Annotated in this window: 11 protein-coding genes; 4 read left to right on the top strand and 7 right to left on the bottom strand. The window is 65.9% G+C overall.

Annotation, left to right across the window (positions count from 1 at the left end):
- Positions 1-885: 885 nt before the first annotated feature.
- Positions 886-1,728, top strand: coding sequence for a peptidyl-prolyl cis-trans isomerase (locus HWX14_RS19825; protein ID WP_175884107.1), 843 nt, complete (start codon positions 886-888; stop codon positions 1,726-1,728).
- Between the two features lie 233 nt (positions 1,729-1,961).
- Here HWX14_RS19825 and HWX14_RS19820 read toward each other — a convergent pair whose 3' ends face one another.
- The 5 genes from HWX14_RS19820 to HWX14_RS19800 form a co-directional block, all read right to left on the bottom strand.
- Positions 1,962-2,444: an RES family NAD+ phosphorylase gene (locus HWX14_RS19820; protein ID WP_175884106.1), complete on the bottom strand. Its 483-nt coding sequence runs from the start codon at positions 2,442-2,444 to the stop codon at positions 1,962-1,964.
- Complete coding sequence (locus tag HWX14_RS19815; protein WP_244130274.1) at positions 2,441-3,034, bottom strand: antitoxin Xre/MbcA/ParS toxin-binding domain-containing protein; 594 nt, start codon at positions 3,032-3,034, stop codon at positions 2,441-2,443. The genes HWX14_RS19820 and HWX14_RS19815 overlap by 4 nt, the downstream gene beginning before the upstream one ends.
- A 265-nt stretch (positions 3,035-3,299) precedes the next feature.
- On the bottom strand, positions 3,300-3,620 hold the full coding sequence (locus HWX14_RS19810; RefSeq protein WP_175884105.1) for an XRE family transcriptional regulator: 321 nt from the start codon (positions 3,618-3,620) through the stop codon (positions 3,300-3,302).
- Complete coding sequence (locus tag HWX14_RS36555; protein WP_244130273.1) at positions 3,620-3,958, bottom strand: SymE family type I addiction module toxin; 339 nt, start codon at positions 3,956-3,958, stop codon at positions 3,620-3,622. Before HWX14_RS36555 ends, HWX14_RS19810 begins: the two co-directional genes overlap by 1 nt.
- A gap of 334 nt (positions 3,959-4,292) precedes the next feature.
- Complete coding sequence (locus HWX14_RS19800) at positions 4,293-7,277, bottom strand: ATP-binding protein (RefSeq protein WP_175884104.1); 2,985 nt, start codon at positions 7,275-7,277, stop codon at positions 4,293-4,295.
- Positions 7,278-7,703: 426 nt separating this feature from the next.
- Between HWX14_RS19800 and HWX14_RS19795 the strand changes: the two genes are divergently transcribed.
- From HWX14_RS19795 to HWX14_RS19785, 3 genes are all read left to right on the top strand, one after another.
- Entirely contained in the window at positions 7,704-17,879 is a 10,176-nt protein-coding gene (locus tag HWX14_RS19795; RefSeq protein ID WP_244130300.1) for a YadA-like family protein, read from the top strand.
- A 91-nt stretch (positions 17,880-17,970) separates the two neighbouring features.
- Positions 17,971-18,681 carry an OmpA family protein gene (locus tag HWX14_RS19790; protein ID WP_175884103.1) on the top strand — a complete coding sequence of 237 codons (711 nt, stop codon included), beginning with the start codon at positions 17,971-17,973 and terminating at the stop codon, positions 18,679-18,681.
- 258 nt (positions 18,682-18,939) lie between these two features.
- Positions 18,940-19,659, top strand: a complete 720-nt coding sequence (locus tag HWX14_RS19785) for a response regulator transcription factor (protein ID WP_175884102.1) — start codon at positions 18,940-18,942, stop codon at positions 19,657-19,659.
- A 131-nt stretch (positions 19,660-19,790) separates the two neighbouring features.
- Here the strand turns inward: HWX14_RS19785 and HWX14_RS19780 are convergent, their stop codons facing one another.
- A complete protein-coding gene (locus HWX14_RS19780; protein WP_175884101.1) occupies positions 19,791-20,483 on the bottom strand; it encodes a response regulator in 693 nt (230 codons plus the stop codon).
- A gap of 233 nt (positions 20,484-20,716) precedes the next feature.
- Positions 20,717-24,835 (bottom strand): ESPR-type extended signal peptide-containing protein, encoded by a 4,119-nt coding sequence (locus HWX14_RS19775; protein ID WP_175884100.1) that lies wholly within the window; start codon positions 24,833-24,835, stop codon positions 20,717-20,719.
- Between the last annotated feature and the right edge of the window lie 74 nt (positions 24,836-24,909).

The raw sequence follows: 24,909 nt of genomic DNA, 5'->3' as shown, positions 1-24,909 counted from the left end.
TGGATCGGCATCCGGCAACTGAATAAGACCAGTCCGATTTGGCGATTTCGTACTCAATCACTGGAGCACGCCGACTTCACCTGCCGTCACGGTTGTAGTCCCAGTCCTATTTTTGCGTTCACGGTGTGCCAATAAGACCTGTCCGATAGAGATCGCGGCCGACGATCTTTTTAATACGCGGTATTCCGGCTGACGTCGTTCGGCCAGCTCAGACAGGGAGTACAGATTGATGCGTGCGGCAGATTTTCCGGTGAATGGCACCGTATTGGGGAGCGGCGCGCGCGAGGCTGGGTTTCCGCCACGCGCCGTGACGATGAATGCGCACCCGACATCGACGATTCAACGGTGATGTCGTGCGGAATAGGACTCGGCTGATTGTGCGGACGTCGTATGCGCTTCGACAATGCGAAGGTCGGGCGGCTGCATGGTATGCGCCCGATACCTCGTATCCGAAGCCACGCTTCGTTGGATGCGCTGCCCGGTCGCCGGGCAGCGTATTTTTCTCCGCGCGCGGCCGAAGCGAACGATGCCCTGAGCGCCCGCCAAGCCGGACGGACACACATGAATGCCTTGCGGCGACCGGTGGGCTCGGTCGCGTCTGCACCATTTGGGTCGCAGGTTGGGAGAACGCTGCCTCATGCGAGCGCAGGGCATTCATCTCTGTCTTTCCGTCCGTCGATCGTCGCCGTGTGACCGGCGACGACGACGCTGCAAAGCCCTGCGCAACCGGCCCGACCGGTTCGCACGTCAGGTCTGGCCGTGATGCGATCGCTCGCGCGCGGCCTGTCAGGCGCCGATTCGATCGGCTGCCCGCGGCGAAGCTGCCGCATCGCCTCCCGGCCGCCATCGCGTGCGGTATCTCCCTCCCTCGATGAAGGAATCGTCATGAAGAAGCATCACATTTCCATTGTTTCCACGCTGATCGCACTCGCGTGCGCCTGCGGCGCCCCTGTCGCACGCGCCGCAGGCACGAAAACCGAAACGCCGCTGCCGGCGAGTGTCGAAGCGGTCGTCAACGACACGCCCATCGCGCGCAGCGATGTGGACGGCATGATCGAAGCATCCGGGCAGGCCGTCACGCCCGAGCTGCGCGCGCAGGCCAGGCAGGAACTGATCGCCCGGCATCTGGTCGAGCAGGCGGCGGAACAGGCCAATTACGGCAGCCGCCCCGAAGTGAATCGCGTCGTGATGCGTGCGCGTACGGTCGCGGCGACGGATCTCTACCTGCGCGACAACGTGCATCCGCAAGCGGTGACCGATGCGCAGGTGAAGGCGCGTTACGACGACATCGTCGCGAATGGCGGACAGTTTCAATATCGCGCGGAAGTGATCGCGGTGGCGGATCCGGCCGAAGTGAACGCGCTGGTCGCGGAGCTGAAGCAGGGCGCTGCGTTCGACGCCGTGGCGAAGAAGTACAACACGACGCCGAACGGTGGTGTTGCGCAGTGGGTCGAGTTGCGTACGCCGGTGGCCGACGGGAAGACGGGCGGCTTGCCCGTGTCGCTTGCGCAGGCGATTACGTCGCTGCAACCGGGCGCCGTCGCGGGTCCGATCCGGATCGGTAATGCGTTTGCGATCGTGAAACTCGACGAGAAGCGCCCGACGGTCGTGCCGACGTTCGAGGCGGCGAAGACGGTGTTGCGTCAGCAGCTCGAAGCGCAGGCGCAGCAGCGTGCGATGACGGCGCTGGTGGACAAGTTGGCCGCGCAGGCGACGATTCAGCAGTAAGCGGGTGTATCAGGAAGACGGCGGATCGGGTGATCCGTCGGGTTGGCCGCTGCCGTCGATCTTGGTAGCGGTTTTTTCTTTTGTCGATTACTTATTTGAGTCGGGGCGCGGAAAATGTGGCCCCGGTGTACGGTATGGCGCGCCGACGTGCTAGTACGTGGTAGCGTGCGGCAAGAAATTCGTCGTCTCGTTTGGTTGCGTGAATCCGGAATCCGCTACGGATCGCATCGAATTTATTTAGCCGCGTGACCGAACAGACGTGGATCCAGTGTGAAGGGTTCCGTGCTGAGGACCTTAACGGTCTTCATGTCTGGATGCATCGGGTTCAGCAGAAGATTAGTGTCGGTCCGACACACGACTGAGGGCACGCGCATCGCTAGTCGTTCACCTGCCTCGATCCATTGCCGGCCCAGATTGACTGTGGCGGTTGGATCTTGCGTGAGATCCGCCCAACCGTCCGGCAATGACGGAGTGAACGCTTCGTCGTATGTTGCATCCGGCACTTCGAGTGTCACCAGAAAATACCCGCTGGCCGGCATCAAGCCGGCCATATGCACCAGTGCCTCGAGCAGTGCGGTCGATGCGTGAGCGCACGTATAGACAACACGCATACCGCGTGGGATCCAGCGCCCACCCGCCAGCGCAGCACCATTTCCGCTCAGATCGTCGGCACGGTAATAACCTCGCCGCTCCTTTGCAAGTCGATACAACTTCATGCGCCAATCCCATGAATGACACGCATAAGCAGATCTCGAACACGGTCATACCCAGGCTGTGAATCCAGCACTTCAAGTGGTCGCAACCCGCCGAGTTCAGCGTGCGGCAGTTGCATCCACTCGGCGGCTAGCGCTTCGTTTTCGAAAACGTCGATCGCAAGCCGGAATACATACAGCACACGTGCGACTCGATCCGATTCTGCGGGTGACAGACGCTCCTCGCGCGCGATCTTGCGCAAAATCGTCGAGCTAGGAAGACCGAGGCTTGCGAGTAACGTTTGGACAGGCACGTGCAGCAGACTCTTTGCGACACGATCGATGATGTCGGCTTGCATGCCTTCGCGGATCTGCTGGCGCTGTTCAAGTGCATCAAACTGGCGGAGAAACATTTCGATATCCTGGTCGTAGGTGCCGCGCCGCTGCGACGCAACCGGTGATTTGTCTGTTTTCGCAGCAGTGGGCCGAGCGGCCGAATGACGGCCGGTGGGTCGATTTCGCGCCATGGCAAGATATCTCTCAAATGAGAATGTTAGTATTCTCATTGTAGATTTATCCAAATGAGAGTCAAGATCTTCTCGTTTGGTACGCATGCCGTTGCTCCAGAAAATGGGTGCGCAATCTGAGCCGAATGGACGTGGTCAAGGTGGTTCGCCGAATCAGCCTGGTCTGATTGGCTGTGACAATCCGCCACGTTAAATTGAACGAGTGTGGCGCCGGAGCCGCTTCGGCGGCGGCCGTTGGGCCCGGCCGTCGTCATGCTATGTGTTTGATAGCACCTACTCCTAACGCTGCCTCATGCGAGCGCCGAGGCGCTTCCGGCCGCCACACACTTCCTTGAGCCCGCTCTGCGGGCCGTCAGACCGAAACCGTAATCCCCGCCGGCCCCGATTCCCCCGCCGGCCTCACCACGATCTCCACATGCTGGCCGAACGACGCCAGCGTCAGCATCAGTTGATCCAGCGTCACGTTCCGGAGCCGCTCGCGCTGCTCGGGGGTGACTACCGGCCGCGCCATTTCGGTGAGCGCCGCAGCCTCTTTTTCGGTTAGGCCGCGCGACGCCATCAATGCGTTGAGTTTTAGTACGAGTACGGACTTGGCCGTCAGTTCACCGACGTCGTAGTAGTCGAAATCGTCCGGCACGTCGTCGGTGTAGGGGTTCGATGCATCGTGGCTCATTACGCTTCCTCCGTCGTTACCGAAAATCGCTGCTGCTGTCGCATCGCCGCCGGATCGATATCGGGGAATCCTTCTTGCGCACCATGATCGCAATCCGCATCGTCGATCGGCGTGATCACCAGCCGCTTGTGCGATACCTCGATTCGAAGGCGCTGCTCGGGATCGAAGCCTGCTGCCTCGATCCATCGGCCGGACAGCTTCGCCCACAGATACACGACAGGTGGCGCCATGTCGGCCAGCCTGATGTGCGGAACGACGCGGCCAGATTGAAAGGACGATTGCGGGGAGACAAAACAATCGCGGAAATACGTCGGTGCGTTATGATTCGCGCCAGCCATGGTCAACTCCTTGGTTGAGTTGGTTGTGGTCAGCGGCCCGCAGGTGATAACAGCACCTGCGGGCCGCGCTCGTTTACGCAGCGGATTTCCAGCGTCGCTTCGTCACACGTGCTGCATGCCGAAGCGACCTGAGAAATCGTTGCGAAAACGTGCAATCACTGTAGCCGAGAACATCCGGCGTCAGGCACCAGTCATGTACGAATTCATCGGCATTGGCCATCTGGCCAATGCTTCGAATGCTTGCTGCACAACGAATCCAGCGCGATCGCCTTGGCGGACTGCATCGTCGAATCGTTCCTGATATGTCAGAAAGCGTTTCAACCGACGACTTCGATCAGCCTGCCGCCCGTCGCACGAGGATCTCGTTCGCAGCCTCTCGATAGCGCTCGAACTCGCGCGCGAACGCCGCCGCATCCCCCGCCAGCGCCAGCGCTTCCATCGACGCGCAGAGCCCTGAAATCTCCCGCTCGCCGATCATCGCGAACGCACCGCGCATGCTGTGAATCTCCGAACGCGCGACCTTCAGGTCGCCGTCCTGCAACGCCCGCGCGATGGTCGCGCTCGAGCGTTGCGTCGCATCGACGAGCACCGTGTGCAGGTCTTTCGGCAACGGGCCAGGCGCGCGCGCCGGTGCGGGCGGATACGTCGGCCGCCGCCACGTCCCCGCGTACTTCGCGATCGCCTGTTCGAGCGATTTCAGCGACGTCGGCTTCGTGACGATCTCGTCGATGCCCGCTTCCCAAGCCAGACGCAACACGTCGGGTTCCGCATGCGCGGTCACCGCCAGGATCGGCTGCACGCGGCCGCGCTCGCGCAGCACGCGCGCGAACGCGTACCCGTCGAGGCCGGGCATGTTCAGATCGGTCAGCACCACCGCGTAGTCGTGGCGATCCACCAGATCGAGCGCGTCCGCAACGTTCGACGCGATATCGGCCTGATAGCCGAGTACGTCCAGCTGATCGTGGACGAGCGAACGGTTGACCGGGTTGTCGTCGACGAACAGCACGCGTACGTTCGGCGCGTCCTCTCCTGAAAGCGCCTGCGCGGCGCCCGGCTGGCGGTCGAGCGGCAGCGGCAACGTGACGACGAAGGTCGACCCGACGCCCGGCACGCTGTTCGCCTCGATGCGCCCGCCCATCGACTCCGCGAGCTTGTAACTCAGCGCGAGGCCGATGCCCGTGCCGCCGAAGCGGCGCGCGATCGACTCGTCGGCCTGCGCGAACGGCTCGAACACGTGCGCGAGCTGATCGGCCGTCATGCCGATGCCGGAATCGCTGACGCGGATCGTCACGGGCGTCGCGTCGCCACCGGACGGCGCCGACACCGACAACGCCACCGCGCCGCGGTCGGTGAACTTGATCGCGTTGCTGACCAGGTTCACGACGATCTGCCGCACGCGCATCGGGTCGCCGAGATACGTATGCGTGACCGCCGGATCGACGTCGATCCTCAGCGCGATGCCCTTCGCGCCGGCCACTGGCTCGAACAGGTCAGCGACGTCGCGCATCAGCTCGTCGATCCGGAAGCCGGTCGCTTCGAGCGTCATCCGGTCGGCTTCGATCTTCGTCATGTCGAGCACGTTGTTCAGCATGTCGAGCAGCATCCGTGCGGCCGACGTGACCGCATGCAGCCGCGGTTTCTGGCGGCTCGGGTCGGGCGCCTTGTCGAGCAGTTCGAGATTGCCGAGCATCGCGTTCAGCGGCGTGCGGATCTCGTGGCTGATCGTCGCGAGGAACGTCGATTTCGCGCGGTTCGCGCTGTCGAGCGCGCGCTCCGCATCGGCGCGCGTCGTGATGTCGGAGAAACTGCACAGCAGCGCTTCCTTGCCCTTGTAGCGGACGCGTACGAAATTGACGAGCAGGTCGCGGGCGCGGCCGTCGTCGAGCGTCACCGGCAGTTCGACGTCGAGCTGGACCGGCGACGCATCCGCGTGCTCGCGGTAGCGCGCCAGCAGCCGTTCGTGCAGCGGCGGGTCGCCGGCCTCGCGCTCGTACAGCTCGAGCATCCGGTTGCGCAGCAGCACCTGGTGCGTGTCGGGTGCGACGAGGCCGATGCCGAACGGCGCGGTCGCGACGATCGTGCGACTCATCCGCTCGCTTTCGAACACGCGTCGCGAGCGGCGGAACAGCGGCGCGAACACGCGCAGGTCGAACGCGATCACGAGCGTCCACAGCACGATCAGGATGGTCGCGGTCGTGCCGAATTCGCGCAGCATCGTCGACCAGATCGCATAGGCGATCGTGTGCCACGAATACGCATAGACGATCGCGTAACCGGTATCCGAGATCCGGTCGGTGATCGTGAACACGCCGTGCCGGTAGCTTTCGTCGAAATTCACGAGGCCGCGGCGCCACGTACCTTCGGCGAGCGCGTGTTTCATCAGCGCGGCGCCGTCTTCCGCGTCGCCGGTGCGATCGACGTGCAGCAGCACGCGGCCGTTCTCGTCGATCAGCATCGCGACCGCATCGTCGGGCGCGTGCTTCATCCGGTCGGCGATCACGTCGACGTCGAAGTCGCTGACGAACGTCATGAAATGCTTCTGCCCGTCGAACGCGGGTTCGACCAGGCGGAACACCGTCTTGCCGGTCAACGGATCGATCGCCGGCGCCTGCCACGCGATCCGGCGCGACAGGCGCCAGTAGCGCGCGATCGCCGGATCGGACCAGTCGGCGACGTCGAACGCGAGGTGCTGGATCAGCGCGTGCGTATCCGTCACACCGATGCGTGCGAGCACGTCGTGATACGGCATCGACGGCGGCGGCGTGATCGCGATCACGTTGCGGTCGGGGCTGTACGCGTAGCCGCGCACCGCGCGCCCGGTCTGGCGTTCGGCGGCCGCGACGGAAATCGTCTGGCGCTCCATCAGTTGCACGTAGCGATCGGTTTCGTTGTCGGCCAGCGCGGCGGGCGACGCGGCCAGGAAGATCTCGCTCACGCCGCGCATCGGCGCGAGCAGCACGTGGCCGTCCTTGCGCAGCGCGTCGGACGCTTCCCACGCATGCGGCGGATGACCGTTCCACAGCAGCTCGGCGTTGATCACCGCGCGGCGCATCGACGCCTGCTTCGCGTCCATTTCGAGCTGCACGAGCGCCTTGTGCGTGATGAACAGGTCGCGCCGCTCCGCGATGTAGTCGCGCACCGAGCCGACCAGCAGGATGCCGGCGGTGATCAGGATCACGAGCGACAGCACGACCGCGCCGCCGTACAGCGTGAAGCGCTGATACCGGTTCAGCAGGCTCAGATCGCGCGCGTCGTCGTCGATCGACGCGAACGGCGCGCTGGCGTCCGTGTGGGACGCGAAGAGATGGCGGATGGGCATGAGACGAAGACCGGTGAATCAATGCGCAAATCGGGAGACACGCACGGCGCGCGCGGCAAGAGCCGCGGCGAGGCCGGGACGCGGACGATATCCGCGAGCCATGCTGATGGCAGCGCAATGCGTTGCCGGCTCGGGGAACGGGAAAATTATCGGGATAGCGGACGGGCCTGTATGTAGGGCAGTCCGAAACACTCGCGCGCGATGGATAGGACCAGTCCTATTCATGCAATCGGTTGCGCGCTGCGTATATAAGGCCTGACGCGCGGATGTGTCAAACGGAATCGATCAAGCGAACGGTGCGTCGGGGCGTGTTTTGCATGACCGATTGTCAAGCAACGTCATGTTAGGACTGGGCCTACAAAATAAGTCATCGCACGTCCAGCCGTCTGATTATCGAAATGACAGGCGATCAATACATTGGCAACTGTGGACGAGGTTCGTCCTTCCCACTTCTCTTCTACAGGGGCTATCAACGTGAACAAGTCATATCGGACCGTCTGGAACGCGACGACGGGCACATGGGCGGCGGCGCCCGAAACGGCGCGGATGCGCACCAAATCGAAAGCGAACTCGACGATGCGCTCGTCGGTGACGGCGGCTGTCGCGGTGATGGCCGGGGTGGGGGGCGGGACCATGTCTGTCGATGCGATGGCGCAGGCGACCGGCGGGGGTCTCAACCTGTGCTCGAATACGACCGCGGCGAACGGGGTGAGGTACGGGCAAACCTTTGGTGCGCTGAGTAACACGACGAGTGCCAACTGTGCGCCTATCAATACCAGTTTGCCGACGTATCAAGGGCATGCACCTTCTTTTGTCCTGGGCAACAATGCCGGCACGAACGGTGCCACCGGCTCGACTCCTACCGCGTCCGTCATGGGCGCCACCGACGGCCATCTGGTCCTGTACGGTCAGAACGGCGTGCACATCAGCGGTCCGGCCGACTTCAACAACAACGTCAACATGACGAACCACCGCATCACGGGGCTGGCCGCGGGTACGGCCGGGACCGATGCGGTCAACCTCAATCAGTTGAATTCGGCGATTGCGGGCGCGGCGACGGCAAGCAACCCGTATGTGGCGATCAGCACCGGAACGTATGCTGCGGCGACGGCTGCGCGGGCAGGCAGCAGCGCGACCGCGATCGGCGCCAATGCCAGCGCGACGGGTACTTCTGCAGTTGCGCTCGGCGGCAACACTGTGGCGAGCGCTCAGAACGCTACCGCCATCGGCACGTTGTCGCGTGCGACCGGGGCGGAAAGCGCTGCGGTCGGTACGAGCGCAAATGCTGCGGGTGCCAACGCGTCCGCCTTCGGGCAGGCAGCCGGCGCTCAGGCTGTCAATACGACTGCCATGGGTTCCCGTTCCGCTGCCACCGCGGATGGCGCGACTGCGCTTGGCTATTCGGCGAGCGCTGTCGGCGCGAATGCCATTGCGGTCGGTCGTCAGGCGAGCACCAGCGGCACGTATGGCACGGCGATCGGTTATCAAGCGAAGGGTGCGACCAACGCGGTCGGCGTGGGTGTGCTCGCGGATGCGAGCGGGAACGCGAGCGTCGCGCTGGGTAATCGCGCCACGTCGACGGGCGCCAATGGCATCGCAATCGGTAGCTCGGCAACGGCTGGCAACACGAATACCGTAGCGATCGGTGCGGTTGCGAGGGCGGCCGGCGAGGCCGGTACGGCGGTTGGCATCGGCGCAGCCGCGGCCGGCTATCACTCGGCGGCCTTCGGCGCTAACGCAAACGCGGGCCATAGTGAATCGGTGGCGATCGGTGTCAATTCGGCTACCGATAGAGCCAACAGCGTGTCGGTTGGCTCCGCGTCTCTGCAACGACAGATCACGAATCTGGCAGCCGGCACGGCGAACACCGATGCCGTGAACCTCGGCCAGATGAACACGGCGCTTTCGACGAAGGTCGACAACACATACATCAAGATTGCGACCGCCGCTGGTCCGGCAACGGTCGGTGGTAACGGTGTTGCGATCGGCGGTGCCGCAAGTGCGACGGGCGCGAGCTCGCTTGCGGTCGGTAATGGCTCGTCCGCAACGGTGCAGTCGTCTGTCGCTGTCGGTAACGGCTCAGCTGCCACGGGCGGAAACAATGCTACGGCAGTTGGAGCAGGTACTTCGGCCACGACAGCATGGGCGACCGCATTCGGTTCAGCGGCAATAGCAAGCGCGAATAGTGCGATTGCGGTCGGTGCGCAAGCGAATGCGAGCGGTGTAGGAGCCGTCACGGTCGGCAATACCTCGAATGCGACCGGTGATCGCGCGGTCGCAATGGGATCGCGCTCGACAGCGAGCGGCGATTTCTCGGTTGCACTCGGAGCGCAGTCGATCGCGGATCGAGACAATTCCGTGTCGGTCGGTTCGACGACTCGGCAACGACAAGTCGTTAACCTGGCGGCAGGCACGCAGGCGACTGATGCGGTGAACGTGAGTCAGTTGACCGGCGTGACGAAGGCGCTCGGCGGCGGCGCGGCCGTCGATGCAAACGGCAGCATCACGAATCCGACCTACAACGTTGGCGGGACCGACTATCACAACGTCGGCGACGCGCTCGATGCGCTTGCGTCGAGCGGTATCGGCAATCCCAATGCGGTCATTTACGACGATGCGACCAAGAGCACCGTGACGCTGGGCGGCACGGGTGCGGCGGCGCCTGTGGCGCTGAAGAACGTCGCGGACGCGAAGGACGATCACGATGCACTGAACCTCGGCCAGCTGAAGAACGCGGGCCTCGTCGGTGACGACGGCGCGGGCAATCTGACGTCGCTTGCGGTGACGTACGACGACGCGACGAAGGACACGGCCACGCTGGCCGGTGCCAGCGGCACGACGCTGTCGAACGTGAAGGCCGGCGTGGCCGACATGGACGCAGTGAACGTTTCGCAACTGAAGGGTTCGGGACTGATCGGCGACGACGGCAAGTCGATCGCCGCGGTCACGTACGACCGCAACGCGGACGGCACGCCGAACTACGGCACGGTGACGCTCGGCAACGGCGCAGGTCCGACGCAAGTCAAGAACGTCGCGGACGCGACGGATGATCACGACGCGCTGAACCTCGGTCAGTTGAAGGACACGGGCCTGGTCGGCGACGACGGCTCGGGCAACCTCACGTCGCTCGCAGTGACGTATGACGATGCGACGAAGACCGCAGTCACGCTGGGTGACGGCGCGACGCCGGTCGCCATTCATAACGTAGCGGACGGTGTGCTTGCTGCCGACAGCAAGGACGCGGTGAACGGCTCGCAACTGTTCGCAACGAACACGCGTGTTGGCGACCTCGAAGATTCGCTCGGGAAGGGTGGTGTGATCGACCCGGTGACGGGCGAATCGCTGGCGGTGGTGTACGACAGCAACACGAAGGACACGGTCACGCTGGCTGGCGCCAGCGGCACGACGCTGTCGAACGTGAAGGCCGGTGTGGCTGACATGGACGCGGTGAACGTCTCGCAACTGAAGGGTTCGGGTCTGATCGGTGACGACGGCAAGTCGATCGCCGCGGTGACGTACGACCGCAACGCAGACGGCACGCCGAACTATGGTTCGGTGACGCTCGGCAACGGCGCAGGCCCGACGCAAGTCAAGAACGTCGCGGACGCGACGGATGATCACGATGCACTGAATCTCGGTCAGTTGAAGGACACGGGCCTGGTCGGCGACGACGGCGCAGGCAACCTCACGTCGCTCGCCGTGACGTATGACGGTGCAGCGAAGGACAGCGTGACGCTGGGCGGCATGGGGGCGACCGCACCGGTCGCCATCCACAACGTCGCGGATGGCGTGCTTGCCGCGGACAGCAAGGACGCGGTGAACGGCTCGCAGTTGTTCGCAACGAACACGCGTGTTGGCGACCTCGAAGATTCGCTCGGCAAGGGCGGCGTGATTGACCCGGTGACGGGCGAATCGCTGGCGGTGGTGTACGACAGCAATGTAAAGGACACCGTGACGCTGGCCGGCACGACCGGCACGACGCTGTCGAATGTGAAGGCGGGTGTCGCCGACATGGACGCGGTGAACGTGTCGCAGCTGAAGGGTTCGGGTCTGATCGGCGACGACGGCAAGTCGATCGCCGCGGTGACGTACGACCGTAACCCGGACGGCACGCCGAACTACGGTTCGGTGACGCTCGGCAACGGCGCAGGTCCGACGCAAGTCAAGAACGTCGCTGATGCGACGGACGACCATGACGCACTGAACCTCGGCCAGCTGAAGGACGCAGGTCTGGTGGGCGACGACGGCGCAGGCAACCTGACGTCGATGGCGGTGACGTACGACGGCTCGGCACGCGACAAGGTCACGCTGGCCGGCGTGGACGGCACGACACTGTCGAATGTGAAGGCCGGCGTGGCCGACATGGACGCGGTGAACGTCTCGCAACTGAAGGGTTCGGGTCTGATCGGTGACGACGGAAAGTCGATCGCCGCGGTCACGTACGACCGTAACGCAGACGGCACGCCGAACTATGGCACGGTAACGCTGGGTAACGGCGCAGGCCCGACGCAAGTCAAGAACGTCGCGGACGCGACGGACGACCACGACGCACTGAACCTCGGTCAATTGAAGGACGCCGGTCTGGTCGGTGACGATGGCGCCGGCAACCTCACGTCGCTCGCAGTGACGTATGACGGCACGACGAAGGACAGCGTGACGCTGGGCGGCGTGGGCGCGACCGCACCGGTGGCGCTGCACAACGTGGCGGACGGGGTTCTTTCGGCGACGAGCAAGGACGCGGTGAACGGTTCGCAACTGTTCGCGACGAACACGCGTGTCGGCGATCTCGAAGATTCGCTCGGGAAGGGCGGCGTCATCGACCCGGTCACCGGCGAATCGCTGGCGGTGGTGTACGACAGCAATGTAAAGGACACCGTGACGCTGGCCGGCACGAACGGCACGACGCTGTCGAACGTGAAGGCCGGCGTGGCCGACATGGACGCGGTGAACGTCTCGCAACTGAAGGATTCGGGCCTGATCGATCCGTCGACGGGCAAGGCGATCGCGGCGGTGACGTACGACCGTAACGCAGACGGCACGCCGAACTACGGCACGGTGACGCTCGGCAACGGCGCCGGCCCGACGCAGATCAAGAATGTCGCGACGGGCGTCGACGACCTCGACGCGGTCAACGTCAAGCAATTGAACACGGGCCTGTCGGATCTCGAAGACCGGATGTCGGGCGGCAACCTGCGCTTCGTCAAGGTCAATGCCGACCCGCTCACGGGCACGCCTGCGGTCGCAAGCGGCGCGCTGGCCGTCGCGATCGGCTCCGACGCCCGCGCCACCAGCGCGAACTCGCTGGCGCTCGGCAGCGGCGCGCGCGTGACCGGTGCCGGCTCGGTCGCGATCGGCTACAACTCGGTCGCGAACCAGAACAACGTCGTGTCGGTCGGCGATGTGGGCCGGGAACGCAAGGTCGTCAACGTGGCGGACGGCGACGTCGCATTCCAGAGCACGGACGCCGTCAACGGCGGCCAGCTGTACGCGGCGCTGAACACCCTGTCGACCTCGGTGACGTCGAAGACGCAGCAGGCCATCGACACCTTCTCGTCGGAAATCGACAAGAAGACGAAGGCCGCGATCGACGAGGTGAGCGCGCGCTCGATGCAGCCGATGGACGTCAGCGATCCGCTCGTCGCGATCGAAGGCCTGCAGGGCAACAACGTCGCTTCGCTGAACGGCGCGGACCCGACCAAGGCCACGGCGGCCGCGATCGGCTCGTCGACCGCGGCGAGCGGCGCCAACGCGGTGGCGGTGGGCCTCCAGAGCGGCGCGGGTTCGAACAACTCGGTCGCGATCGGCAGCTTCGCGCAGACCGGCGCCGGCCAGGACTACTCGGTCGCCGTGGGTTCGAACGTCCAGACGAACGGCACGCAGGCCGTGGCGCTGGGTGCGAACGCGCAGGCGAACGGCGAATACGCGCTGGCAGTGGGTAACAACGGTGCGCAGGCGATCGGCGACGGCTCGATCGCGGTCGGTAACGCCGCGAACGTGCGGGCCGGCGCGACCAACGCGGTCGCGATCGGTACGGGTGCGAACGTCGCGCGCAGCGTCGAAGGCGCGATGGCGCTCGGCGCGAACGCGACCGCAGGCGCGGCCAACAGCATCGCGCTCGGCGCGAACGCGTTCTCGGATCGTGCGAACGCACTGTCGGTCGGCCGTGCAGGCGCGGAACGCCAGATCGTCAACGTCGCGGCAGGTACGCAAACGACCGATGCGGTGAACGTCGGCCAGTTGAAGGGCGTGACGGATTCGCTCGGCGGCGGCTCGACGGTGGGCGCGGACGGCAAGGTGACGAACCCGACGTACTCGCTGGCCGATCCGGCGGATGCGTCGAAGTCGGTCGCGTACGACAACGTGGGCGATGCGCTGTCGAACCTCGACGGCCGTACGGCGACGAACACGCAAAACATCACCGTGATCAACAAGCAGCTCGCCGATTCGGGTCTGGTCGATCCGGTGACGGGGCAGTCGATCGCGGCGGTGACGTACGACCGTAACCCGGACGGCACGCCGAACTACGGTTCGGTGACGCTCGGCAATGGCACGGGTCCGACGCAGCTGAAGAACGTCGCGGACGCGACGGATGACGGCGATGCACTGAACCTCGGCCAGCTGAAGGATGCGGGCCTGGTCGGCGACGACGGCTCGGGCAACCTGACGTCGATGGCGGTGACGTACGACGGCACGGCGAAGGACAGCGTGACGCTGGGTGGCGCAGGCGCGACCACGCCGGTCGCCCTGCACAACGTGGCCGATGGCGTGCTCGCCGCAGACAGCAAGGACGCGGTCAACGGTTCGCAACTGTTCGCGACGAACCAGAACCTCGGCGACCTGAAGGATTCGCTGGAGAAGGGCGGCGTGATCGACCCGACGACGGGCGAATCACTGGCGGTGGTGTACGACAGCGCGGCGAAGAACAGCGTGACGCTGGGCAACGCCGGCGTCCCGGTCGCGATCCACAACGTCGCAGCCGGTGCGGTGAACGCGACGAGCCACGACGCGGTCAACGGCTCGCAGCTGTTCACGGTGTCGCAGAGCGTCGCGGACAAGATCGGCGGCGGCGCGGGCGTCGGCGCGGATGGTTCGCTCACCGACCCGACGTACTCGGTCGGCGGCCAGGATTACCACAACGTGGGTGATGCCCTCGGTGCGCTCGACAAGAACAGCGGCGGCAATCCGTTGGCGGTGGCGTACGACAGCGCGGCGAAGGACACCGTGACGCTGGGCGGCGCGGGCGCGACCACGCCGGTCGCATTGAAGAACGTCGCGGACGCGAAGGACGACGGCGACGCGCTGAACCTCGGCCAGTTGAAGAACGCCGGTCTGGTGGGCGACGACGGCGCGGGCAACCTGACGTCGATGGCAGTGACGTACGACGGCGCGGCACGCGACAAGGTGACGCTGGCCGGCGTGGACGGCACGACGCTGTCGAACGTGAAGGCCGGTGTGGCCGACATGGACGCGGTGAACGTCTCGCAGCTGAAGGACGCGGGCCTGATCGATCCGTCGACGGGCAAGCCGATCGCGGCAGTGACATACGACAGCGCGGCAAAGGACAGCGTGACGCTGGGCGGCGCGGGTGCAACCACGCCTGTGGCGCTGAAGAACGTCGCGGATGCGAAGGACGACGGCGATGCGTTGAACCTCGGCCAGTTGAAAAACGCCGGTCTGGTCGGCGACGACGGCGCGGGCAACCTGACGTCGATGGCAGTGACGTACGACGGTGCAGCGAAGGACACGGTCACGTTGGGCGGTACGGGCGCGACGGCGCCGGTCGCACTGAAGAACGTTGCCGACGGTACGGACCGTCACGACGCGATCAACGTCGGCCAGTTGCAGGATGCGGGCCTGGTTGCACCGGTCGATCCGTCCAACCCGGGTGCGGGCTTGACGTCGCTGGCCGTCGCGTACGACGGCGTGGCGAAGGATGTCGTCACGCTGAAGGGTACGGATGGCACGACGCTGTCGAACGTGAAGGCCGGTGTGGCCGACATGGACGCGGTGAACGTCTCGCAACTGAAGGACGCGGGCCTGATCGATCCGTCGACGGGCAAGCCGATTGCGGCAGTGACATACGACAGCGCGGCAAAGGACAGCGTGACGCTGGGCGGCGCGGGCGCAACCACGCCTGTGGCGCTGAAGAACGTCGCGGACGCGACGGACGACGGCGATGCGCTGAACCTCGGCCAGTTGAAGAACGCCGGCCTGGTGGGCGAAGACGGCTCGGGCAAGCTGACGTCGATGGCGGTGACGTACGACAGCGCGGCGAAGGATGCCGTGACGCTGGGCGGTGCGGGCGCCACGACGCCGGTCGCACTGAAGAACGTCGCCGACGGCACGGACCGCAACGACGCGATCAACCTTGGCCAGTTGCAGGACGCAGGCCTGGTTGCACCGGTCGATCCGACGAATCCGGGCAAGGGGCTGACGTCGCTCGCCGTGGCATACGACAGCGCGACGCAGGACGTGGTCACGCTGAAGGGCACGGGCGGCACGACGCTGACGAACGTGAAGGCAGGCGCGGTCACGGCCACCAGCACGGACGCGATCAACGGTGCGCAGCTGCACGGCACCGCGCAGAGCGTGGCCGATTCGCTGGGCGGCGGCTCGAAGGTCGACGCGGACGGCAAGGTGACGAACCCGACGTACTCGCTGGCCGATCCGGCGGATGCATCGAAGTCGGTCGCGTACGACAACGTGGGCGACGCGCTGTCGAACCTCGACGGCCGCACGGTGACGAACACGCAAAACATTACCGTGATCAACAAGCAGCTCGGCGACTCGGGTCTGGTCGATCCGGTGACGGGTCAATCGATCGCCGCGGTGACGTACGACCGTAATGCGGACGGCACGCCGAACATGGGTTCGGTGACGCTGGGCGGCGCGGGTGCGACGGCGCCGGTCGCACTGAAGAACGTCGCCGACGGTACGGATCGTCACGACGCGATCAACCTCGGCCAGCTGCAGGACGCAGGCCTCGTTGCGCCGGTCGATCCGACCAACCCGGGCGCGGGGCTGGCTTCGCTCGCGGTGACGTACGGCAAGAATGCCGACGGCTCGGCGAACTTCGACCAGGTCACGCTGGCCGGCGCGAACGGCACGACGATCTCGAACGTGAAGGCAGGCGCGGTATCGGCCAACAGCACGGACGCGATCAACGGCGCGCAGCTGCACGGCGTGTCGCAGAGCGTCGCGAAGTCGCTCGGCGGCGGCGCGGGCGTCGACGCGGACGGCAACGTGACGAGCCCGTCGTACAAGGTCAGCGACAAGACGTTCGACAACGTCGGCGATGCGATCGAGAACATCTCGAACAGCCTCGTCCACGGTTCGATCGGCCTGGTTCAGCAGGACGATACGACGCGCGACATCACGGTCGCGAAGGACACGGACGGCACGACCGTGAACTTCGCGGGCACGGCGGGCAACCGCGTGCTGACCGGCGTGGCGGCGGGCGCGGTGAGCGCGACGAGCATCGACGCGGTCAACGGTTCGCAGCTGCACGGCACCGCGCAGAGCGTGGCGGACGTGATCGGCGGCGGGACCACGGTCGATGCCGACGGCAAGCTCGCGGATACGTCGATCGAGGTGAACGGCAGCAAGTACAAGACCGTGGCCGAAGCCGTGCAGGCGGCAGCGCAGTACGGCGCGACCGATTCGCTCGCGGTGCGTTACGACCTGAACCGCGACGGCACGCCGAACTACGGTTCGGTGACGCTGGGCGGCACGGGCGCGGCGCCGGTGCGACTGACGAACGTGGCGGACGGCGCGAGCCAGTACGACGCGGTGAACTTCGGCCAGTTGAGCGAGCTGAGCGACCGTATCGGCGGCCTCGACGATCGTGTCGGCGATCTCGAGCAGCGGCCGCCGGGCAGCGGTGGTCCGGGCAACGGTGGTTCGGGTAACGACTACTTCGCCGGCACCGACGTGGGCACGGGCAGCACGACGCCGGCCAACGCAGGCGCGGGCACGGGCAACACGGCCGCCGGTTCGGGCGCGACGATCGGCACGGGCGCGAACAATGCCACGGTGATCGGTTCGAACGCGGGCGCGTCGCAGAGCAGCGGCGTCGCGATCGGCTCCGGCGCGAAGAGCGCGGCCGAAGGCGCCACGGCGATCGGCAGCGGCTCGAACGCATCGGGCAACCAGTCGGTCGCGATCGGCTCGGGCGCGAACGCGTCGGGTTCGAACTCGGTGGCGCTGGGTGCCGGTTCGACCGCGTACGGCGACGACACCGTGTCGGTCGGCTCGATCGACCGGACCCGCACGATCTCGAACGTATCGGACGGTGTGAACGCGACCGACGTTGCGACGAAGGGTCAGCTCGACCGGGCCATGGGCGGCATGCAGGGCCAGGTCAACGACCTGTCGCGCAACGCGTACTCGGGTATCGCCGCGGCCACCGCGCTGACGATGATTCCGGGCGTCGATCCGGGCAAGACGATTTCGTTCGGTATCGGCGGTGCGACCTACAAGGGCTATCAGGCGGTGGCGTTCGGCGGCGAAGCCCGCATCACGCAGAACCTGAAGATGAAGGCCGGCGTGGGTATGTCGAGCGGCGGCAATACGGTCGGCGTGGGCGCTTCGTATCAGTGGTAACGCGCCGGGCGGGGCAGCAGCTTGCTCCGCCCGCCCCGACTTCCCTCATTCAACTTTTTTACGCGCCCGCCTTCGTGGCGGGCGTTTCATCATGACCATGAAAACCTTGTTGTTGCGCGCCGCGTCGATCGGCGCGATCGCGATGGCGCTCGGTGCGTGCACGACGCAATCGGGCGTCACTTACGACATCCGCGCGGTGTCGATTCCCGGCAAGCCGGACAACGTGTTCCGCGTGAGCTGCGACGGGCTGCTGGGCAGCGCGAACGCGTGTGCCCGCGCGGCGGAAGAATTCTGCCAGGGCAAGGGCTTCACGCCGCTCGAGATGATCGATAACGTGTACAGCCGTGCGCCGAAGAAGGACCCACGCGAAATCACGTTCATGTGCGGCAAGCCGCAGCCGGCCCCGGTGGCGGCGCCGGTCGCGCAACCGCAACCGCAGCCCGTGCCGGTCCCGCAGCGCCAGGTGCTGCTGCAGGGCGACGCGAACTTCGCGCTCGACAGCGCGGTGCTGACGCCGCAGGCGCGCAGCAATCTCGACCGGTTCATCGAGGTCAATCGCGGCGTCGAATTCCGTCGCGTGACGGTCACCGGCTTCACCGATTCGACGGGCAGCGCGACGCACAACCTCGCGCTGTCGGCTTCGCGCGCGCGCAACGCGATGAACTACCTGAGCGCCAACGGCCTGAAGGCGCAGTCGTTCGTGTCGCAGGGCCAGGGTGCCGCCGAGCCGGTCGCGTCCAACGCGACGGCCGAAGGCCGCGCGCAGAACCGCCGCGTCGAGGTCCGGATCGACGCGCAGTAAGGCTGGGGCGGTATGACCGCCTGATGCCGGCCTGCTTTCCCCGGAAGAAGTGCGAAGCCGCCGGCGCTCGATGCGCCGGCGGCTTTTTTCGTGCCGGCGCCCGGCCCGGGCCGCGGCCCGCCGCCCGATCCATGGTTGCCGCCCCGGTTTCATGCGAAGATAGCGCCCAATTACGATCCACGACGCCGCGATGCGCGCCGTCGCCGCCCGCCAGGCGGCGAGCCGGCCGCGACGATTGCCGCGCACATCTGGACGACTATGGGAAGCTATCTGATACGCGTGGTACTGGCCGACGACCACCCGGCGATGCTGGTCGGCGTCGAGCACGGCCTGTCGTCGGTGCCGACGATCCAGTTGACCGGCAAGGCCGTCAATTCGACCGAGCTGATCCGGCTCGTCGAGGCCGGCGTGTGCGACGTCGTGGTGTCCGACTATGCGATGCCCGGCAGCGCGCACGGCGACGGCATCACGCTGTTCTCCTATCTCCAGCGCAATCACCCGGCCGTGAAGCTGGTCGTGCTGACCATGCTCGACAACCCGGCCGTGATCGGCGCGCTGACGCGGCTCGGCATCGAATGCATCGTCAGCAAGTCCGACACGATCGATCACCTGATCCCCGCGATTCACGCGGCCGCGACGGGCGGCACGTATTTCTCGCCGTCGGTCGAGAAGGTCGTGCGCACGCTCACGTCGCATTCGAGCGCCCGGGCGGCCGACCAGAAGCGCGACCTCAGCGACCGCGAGCTCGAAGTCGTGCGGCTCTATGCGTCGGGCCTCACGGTCAACGAGATCGCCGACCAACTCAGCCGCAGCAAGAAGACGATCAGCACGCAAAAGGCGCGCGCGATGGAAAAGCTCGGGATCGAGAAGGACATCGACCTGCTGCGTTACGCGATCGAGCACGGGATCGTCGCCGCGTCGGCCAGCGAAGGGCGGGGCGGCGAGTCGAAAGCGGAAGGCAGCGTCGATCCGGCCTGACGGCACGCGCGACGATGCCGGCCGCGCGGGATGGCGGCCATCAAGACGAGTGCGCCGGATCGTACCGATGCACCGAAACCCCGGCGCCTTGCGGCTGCCGGGGTTTTTCGTTTCAGGTCACGGCGGCGGTTTCAGCCGCCTGCTTCATCGCCGCGCGCGGGCGGCGCGTAGCCGTAGTCGGTGACGAGCCCGCACGCGATCGCATAGCGCACCAGGTCGACGTCGCGCTCGATGCCGAGCTTCTGCATCGCCGAGCTTTTCTGCGTGCTGATCGTCTTCTTGCTGCGGTTCAGCTTGTCGGCGATCTCGTTGACCGACAGCCCCGACGAAAAAAGCCGGATCACCTCGACCTCGCGCACCGACAGCGCGGGCGCCCGGCCGCCGACGCTGCCCGTATTGCGCAGGACCCGGTCCATCGACGGCGACAGGTAGCGGCCGTTCGTATAGGCCGCGTGAATCGCCATCGTCAGGTGATTCGGCATGTCCGACTTGCTGACGATGCATGCGATGCCGATATCGATCAGCGCGCGCAGCGCCACGGCGTTTTCCATCATCGTCATCACGACGATCTTCAAGCCGGGAAAGCGCTTGAGGATGGTCGTGAACATCGCGAGGCCGTCGCCGTAGTCGGTGCCTGGCATTGCATAGTCGGACACCAGCACATCGCACGGATGCCGGCTCAGCGCGTCCATCAGCTCCGTCGAGTTATGCGCGGTCGCGACGACCGCGATGGTGTTCGTCGCCGACAGCTCGTAGCGGGCGCCGATGACGACCGCCGGATGATCGTCGGCGATCGCGATGCGAATGGGAAAGGTTCTGTTCATGGGTTTCTTGCGCGTTGCGCGGTGCCTGGCGGCACGCGCTCGGCGTCGTTGACGCGGATTGGGGCCGGCGCGGGGCGCGATCGGTCGCGGCGAAACGGCTGGCCGGACGCGATCCCGTCGCGCCGACGGCCGGTGGTGACTCGGATGAATCGCCACTGGCCGTCGGCCGAAAAGCGGAAGGGCTCGCGCCCTTCCGCTTCGGGTCGACGCTCCGCTTGCGCGGAGCGCGCCGGTCAGAACTCGTAGCCGACCTGGGCACGCACCCCCACGTCGCCGACCGACGTGATCGACGTCGCGCCGTTCACCAGCCAGTTGCCGTTGCGCGACCGATAGGTGGCGCCGGCGGCAATCGCCGAGCCGCTCTTGAAGTTCGCGGCGCCGACCGCGACGACCGTCTTGCCCGGCTGCGACGGCGTCATGTTCGGCATCGCCATCGCGGCCGCGATACCGGCGTACGCGTTCTTCGCGACGTCGTTGATCGCGCGGTTCGTGTCGTTGAAGCGTGCGTCGACCGATTCCATCGCACGGTCGAGCTGCCCCTTCGTTGCCGCGTCGGACGCGTTGATGCCGTCCGCGATGTTGACGAGCCGGCGGTTGCCTTCTGCGGTGCCGTCGCCGAACGAAACGGTGCGCTCTTCCGTCGCGACCGAACCCTGGCCGATCGCGACCGAACCGCTGCCCGTGGCCGATGCGCCCTGGCCGAGCGACGTGCTGTTCTCGCCCGATGCGACCGCGCCCTGGCCGACAGCCGTGCCGTTCGCGCCCGATGCCGCCGAGCCCTGACCCAGCGCCGTGCCGTTTTCACCCGACGCGACTGCGCCTTGACCGAGTGCTGAGCCGTTCTCGCCCGATGCCACGGAGCCCTGGCCGATCGCCGAGCCGTTGTTGCCCGATGCGACCGCGCCCTGACCGACGGCCGATGCGTTTTCGCCCGATGCGAGCGCGCTGTCGCCGATCGCCGAGCTGTTCTCGCCCGACGCCACCGCGCCCTCGCCGACGACGGTCGACCCGTCGCCCGTGCCCGGGCCGCCCGTGCCGGGGTTCGCCTCGAGATCGCCGAGGCGATCGGACAGGTCGCCGAAGCGGCTCGACAGGTCGCCGAGCTGGCCGCTCAGGTCGCCGTACTGCTTCGCGAACTGCTCCTGCAGATCGAACAACTGGCTGCCGTTGACGGCGTCCATGCTCGTCGCGCTGATTTCGCCGGCGGCCACGCGCTGCAGCTTCGTGCCGAACGTGCCGGCGAACGTCACGGTGTCGAAATTCAGGCCCGAGTCGTAGGTGACCGCGCCGACTTCCTTGCCCGTGTAGTCGATCAGGCCGGTCGCGCGGAGCTGCGACACGGTCACGACGTCGTCATCGTCCACGCCGTTGGCGACGCCGGACAGCACGCGTGCGCCATCGGCGCCGGCGAAGTTCACCGACGTGCCGCCAGCCAGCGCGCCGACGGTGATCGTGCCGGCCGAGTTTTGCTGGACCAGGCCGAGCGAGCCGTTTTCGAGTTGCTCGGAGAGTTTCTTCAGGCCGCCTTCGTTGGTCGTCATGCGGCCGTCGAGGTTGGTGACGACGTCGCCGACCGAGTTGACGATCTTCGTGCCGCCGCTGCCGTCGCCGACGGTGAAGGACGGGGCGGAGATCGAGCCGTCGGCGTTCACCGTTGCGCCGCCGCCGATTGCCGATGCGACGCTGTCCGATACGCCGTGCAGTTGTGCGCCGTTCACGGCCTCGTTGCTGGCTGCCGACACGTCGCCTGCCGCGACGCCCGTGAGCTTGCGCGTGCCATCCGAGCCGGTGAAGTCCACGGCGCGGCCGCCGGTTTTCGCGCCGACGGTGATGTTGTCATCCTTGGCGGCTTGCTGGACGAGGCCGACCGTACCGCTGCCGATGTCGTCCGAGAGCTTCTTGATATCGCCTTCGTTGGCCGTCGTCCGGCCGTCGAGATTGGTGACGACGTCACCGACCGAGTTGACGATCTTGGTGCCGCCGCTGCCGTCACCGACGGTGAAGACCGGCGCGGAGATCGAACCGTCCGGGTTGACGATCGAGCTGCCGCCGATGGCGGACGCGACGCTCTCCGACACGCCATGCAGTTGCGTACCGTTCACGGCGTCCGTGCTGGATGCCGATACGTCACCTGCCGCAACGCCCGTGAGCTTGCGTGCGCCGGTCTTGCTGCTGAAGTTCACGGCATTGCCGTCGGTGTTTGCACCGACCGTGATGTCGTCGCCCGGCTTGGCCTGCTGGACGAGGCCGAGCGTGCCGCTGCCGATGTCGTCGGCGAGCTTTTTGATGTCGCCTTCGTTGGCCGTCGTACGGCCGTCGAGATTGGTGACGGCATCGCCGACCGAGTTGACGATCTTCGTGCCGCCGCTGCCGTCGCCGACGGTGAAGGACGGGGCGGAGATCGAGCCGTCCGGGTTCACCGTTGCACCGCCGCCGATGGCCGAGGCGACGCTGTCCGACACGCCATGCAGTTGCGTACCGTTCACGGCGTCCGTGCTGGATGCCGATACGTCACCTGCCGCAACGCCCGTGAGCTTGCGTGCGCCGGTCTTGCTGCTGAAGTTCACGGCATTGCCGTCGGTGTTTGCACCGACCGTGATGTCGTCACCCGGGTTCGCCTGCTGGACGAGGCCGAGCGTGCCGCTGCCGATGTCGTCGGCAAGTTTCGAGATTGCGCCTTCGTTGGTTGTCACGCGACCGTCGAGATTGGTCACGACATCGCCGACCGAGTTGACGATCTTCGTGCCGCCGCTGCCGTCGCCGACCGTGAAGCTCGGTGCGGAGATCGAACCGTCCGGATTGACGATCGAGCTACCGCCGATGGCCGATGCGACGCTCTCCGACACGCCATGCAGTTGCGCGCCGTTCACGGCTTCGGTGCTGGCCGCCGAGACGTCGCCTGCCATGACGCCGGTGAGCTTGCGTGTGCCGTCCATGCCGGTGAAGTCCACGACGCGGCCGCCGGTTTCCGCACCGACGGTGATGTTGTCGCTCTTGGTGGCCTGCTGAACGAGACCGATCGTGCCGCTCGACAACTCGCCCAGCTTGTCGCTGAGCTTCGCGATGTCGGACGTGTTCGTCGAGATACCGGTCTTTGCGGCCGTCATGTCGCCCTGGAGCGAAGCGATCTGCGAATTGGCAGTCGACAATGTGGCATTGGTGGTAGACAGCGACGAGTTGGTTGTCGAGAGGGTCGCGTTAGTCGTCGACAATGCCGTGTTCGTGGCCGCAATCGATGCGTTCGTCGTCGACAGGCCTGCGTTCATCTGCGCCACGTTCACCGCGTCGGTGTCTTGCGTGCCGGCAGCCACATTGGTGATCTGCCGACGCAGCGTCGGCGAGCCGACCGATACGCTGTTATCGCGATCCGTGATCGACAAGGAACCGAGTGCCACCGAATCGGCATGAGTGGCTTGTGTGCTCACACCCAACGCGACGCCATGCAAGCCGCTTGCGTTCGCACCCGAGCCGATCGCGACGGCGGCGCCGCCAGCGCTGCTCGCCTGGAAGCCGAGTGCCGTACTGTTGTTGCCGGCCGCCCGTGCGCTGTTACCGAATGCTGTCGCGTAACTACCTGCGGCGCTCGTATTCGTGCCGATGGCAAGCGAGCCCGTGCTCGCTTGCGCGGCTGCCGTGCTGTTGCTCGTATCGATCTTGATGTACGTATCGTCGACCTTGGTCGAAAGCGCTGTTTTCATCTGGCCGACGTTTACGGCGTCGTTGTCTTGCGTGCCGGCTGCCACGTTGACGATCTGACGCGTAAAGGATCGACCGTCGCGATTGTTGACCGCGCCCACCGAGACCGTATTTGCACGATCGGCAAGGGTGCTGTCACCCAAGGCTACGGAGTTGTTGGCGCGAGCTTCACTCACTGAGCCGATGGCAACCGAATTATTTCCGTTGGCGAAGGCGCCTCGTCCGCCGTTTGTATCGGCTCCGGTCGCACCGCCGATTGCTACGGACCAGCCGCCCGTTGCGCGCGTATTGGCGCCGAGGGCCGTGGCGGCTGTGCCAGTTGCGACAGCTGCCCCAGTGGAGCTGCCGCCAAACTTCAGCAAATCGCTGAGTTCGGCGTCGGTTGCCATCGTACCGATCGCTCCCATGGTGCCGAGCGTGCTGGAGCCGGCGGCCTTGCACACACCTGCCGCATCGACCGTACCGCTCGATCCGTCCTCCGCCGTGCACACGTCGGCTGCCATTGCGCCGCCGATCGACGCGCTCCCCAGCGCAATCGCGATCACCGCCTGCCGCGCCGCGCGCGACGAACCCTTCGAATGCGACTTCGCCGTTTCGGCTGCGGCCGTCCACGTGCTGGTCACGGCGTTCCACACGCTGCGATAGGTCTTGTTCATATCCCTACTCCTTTCAGTTTGTCAGTTCACAAACCGATGGTAGGGATCGGCCTCGTCCTAATCAGTCGTCCTTG

This window comes from Burkholderia sp. BCC0044, from assembly GCF_902832955.1.
Lineage (GTDB): Bacteria > Pseudomonadota > Gammaproteobacteria > Burkholderiales > Burkholderiaceae > Burkholderia.
Note: the sequence above shows the minus strand (reverse complement) of the source record. Positions and strands in the feature narration are given on the sequence as shown.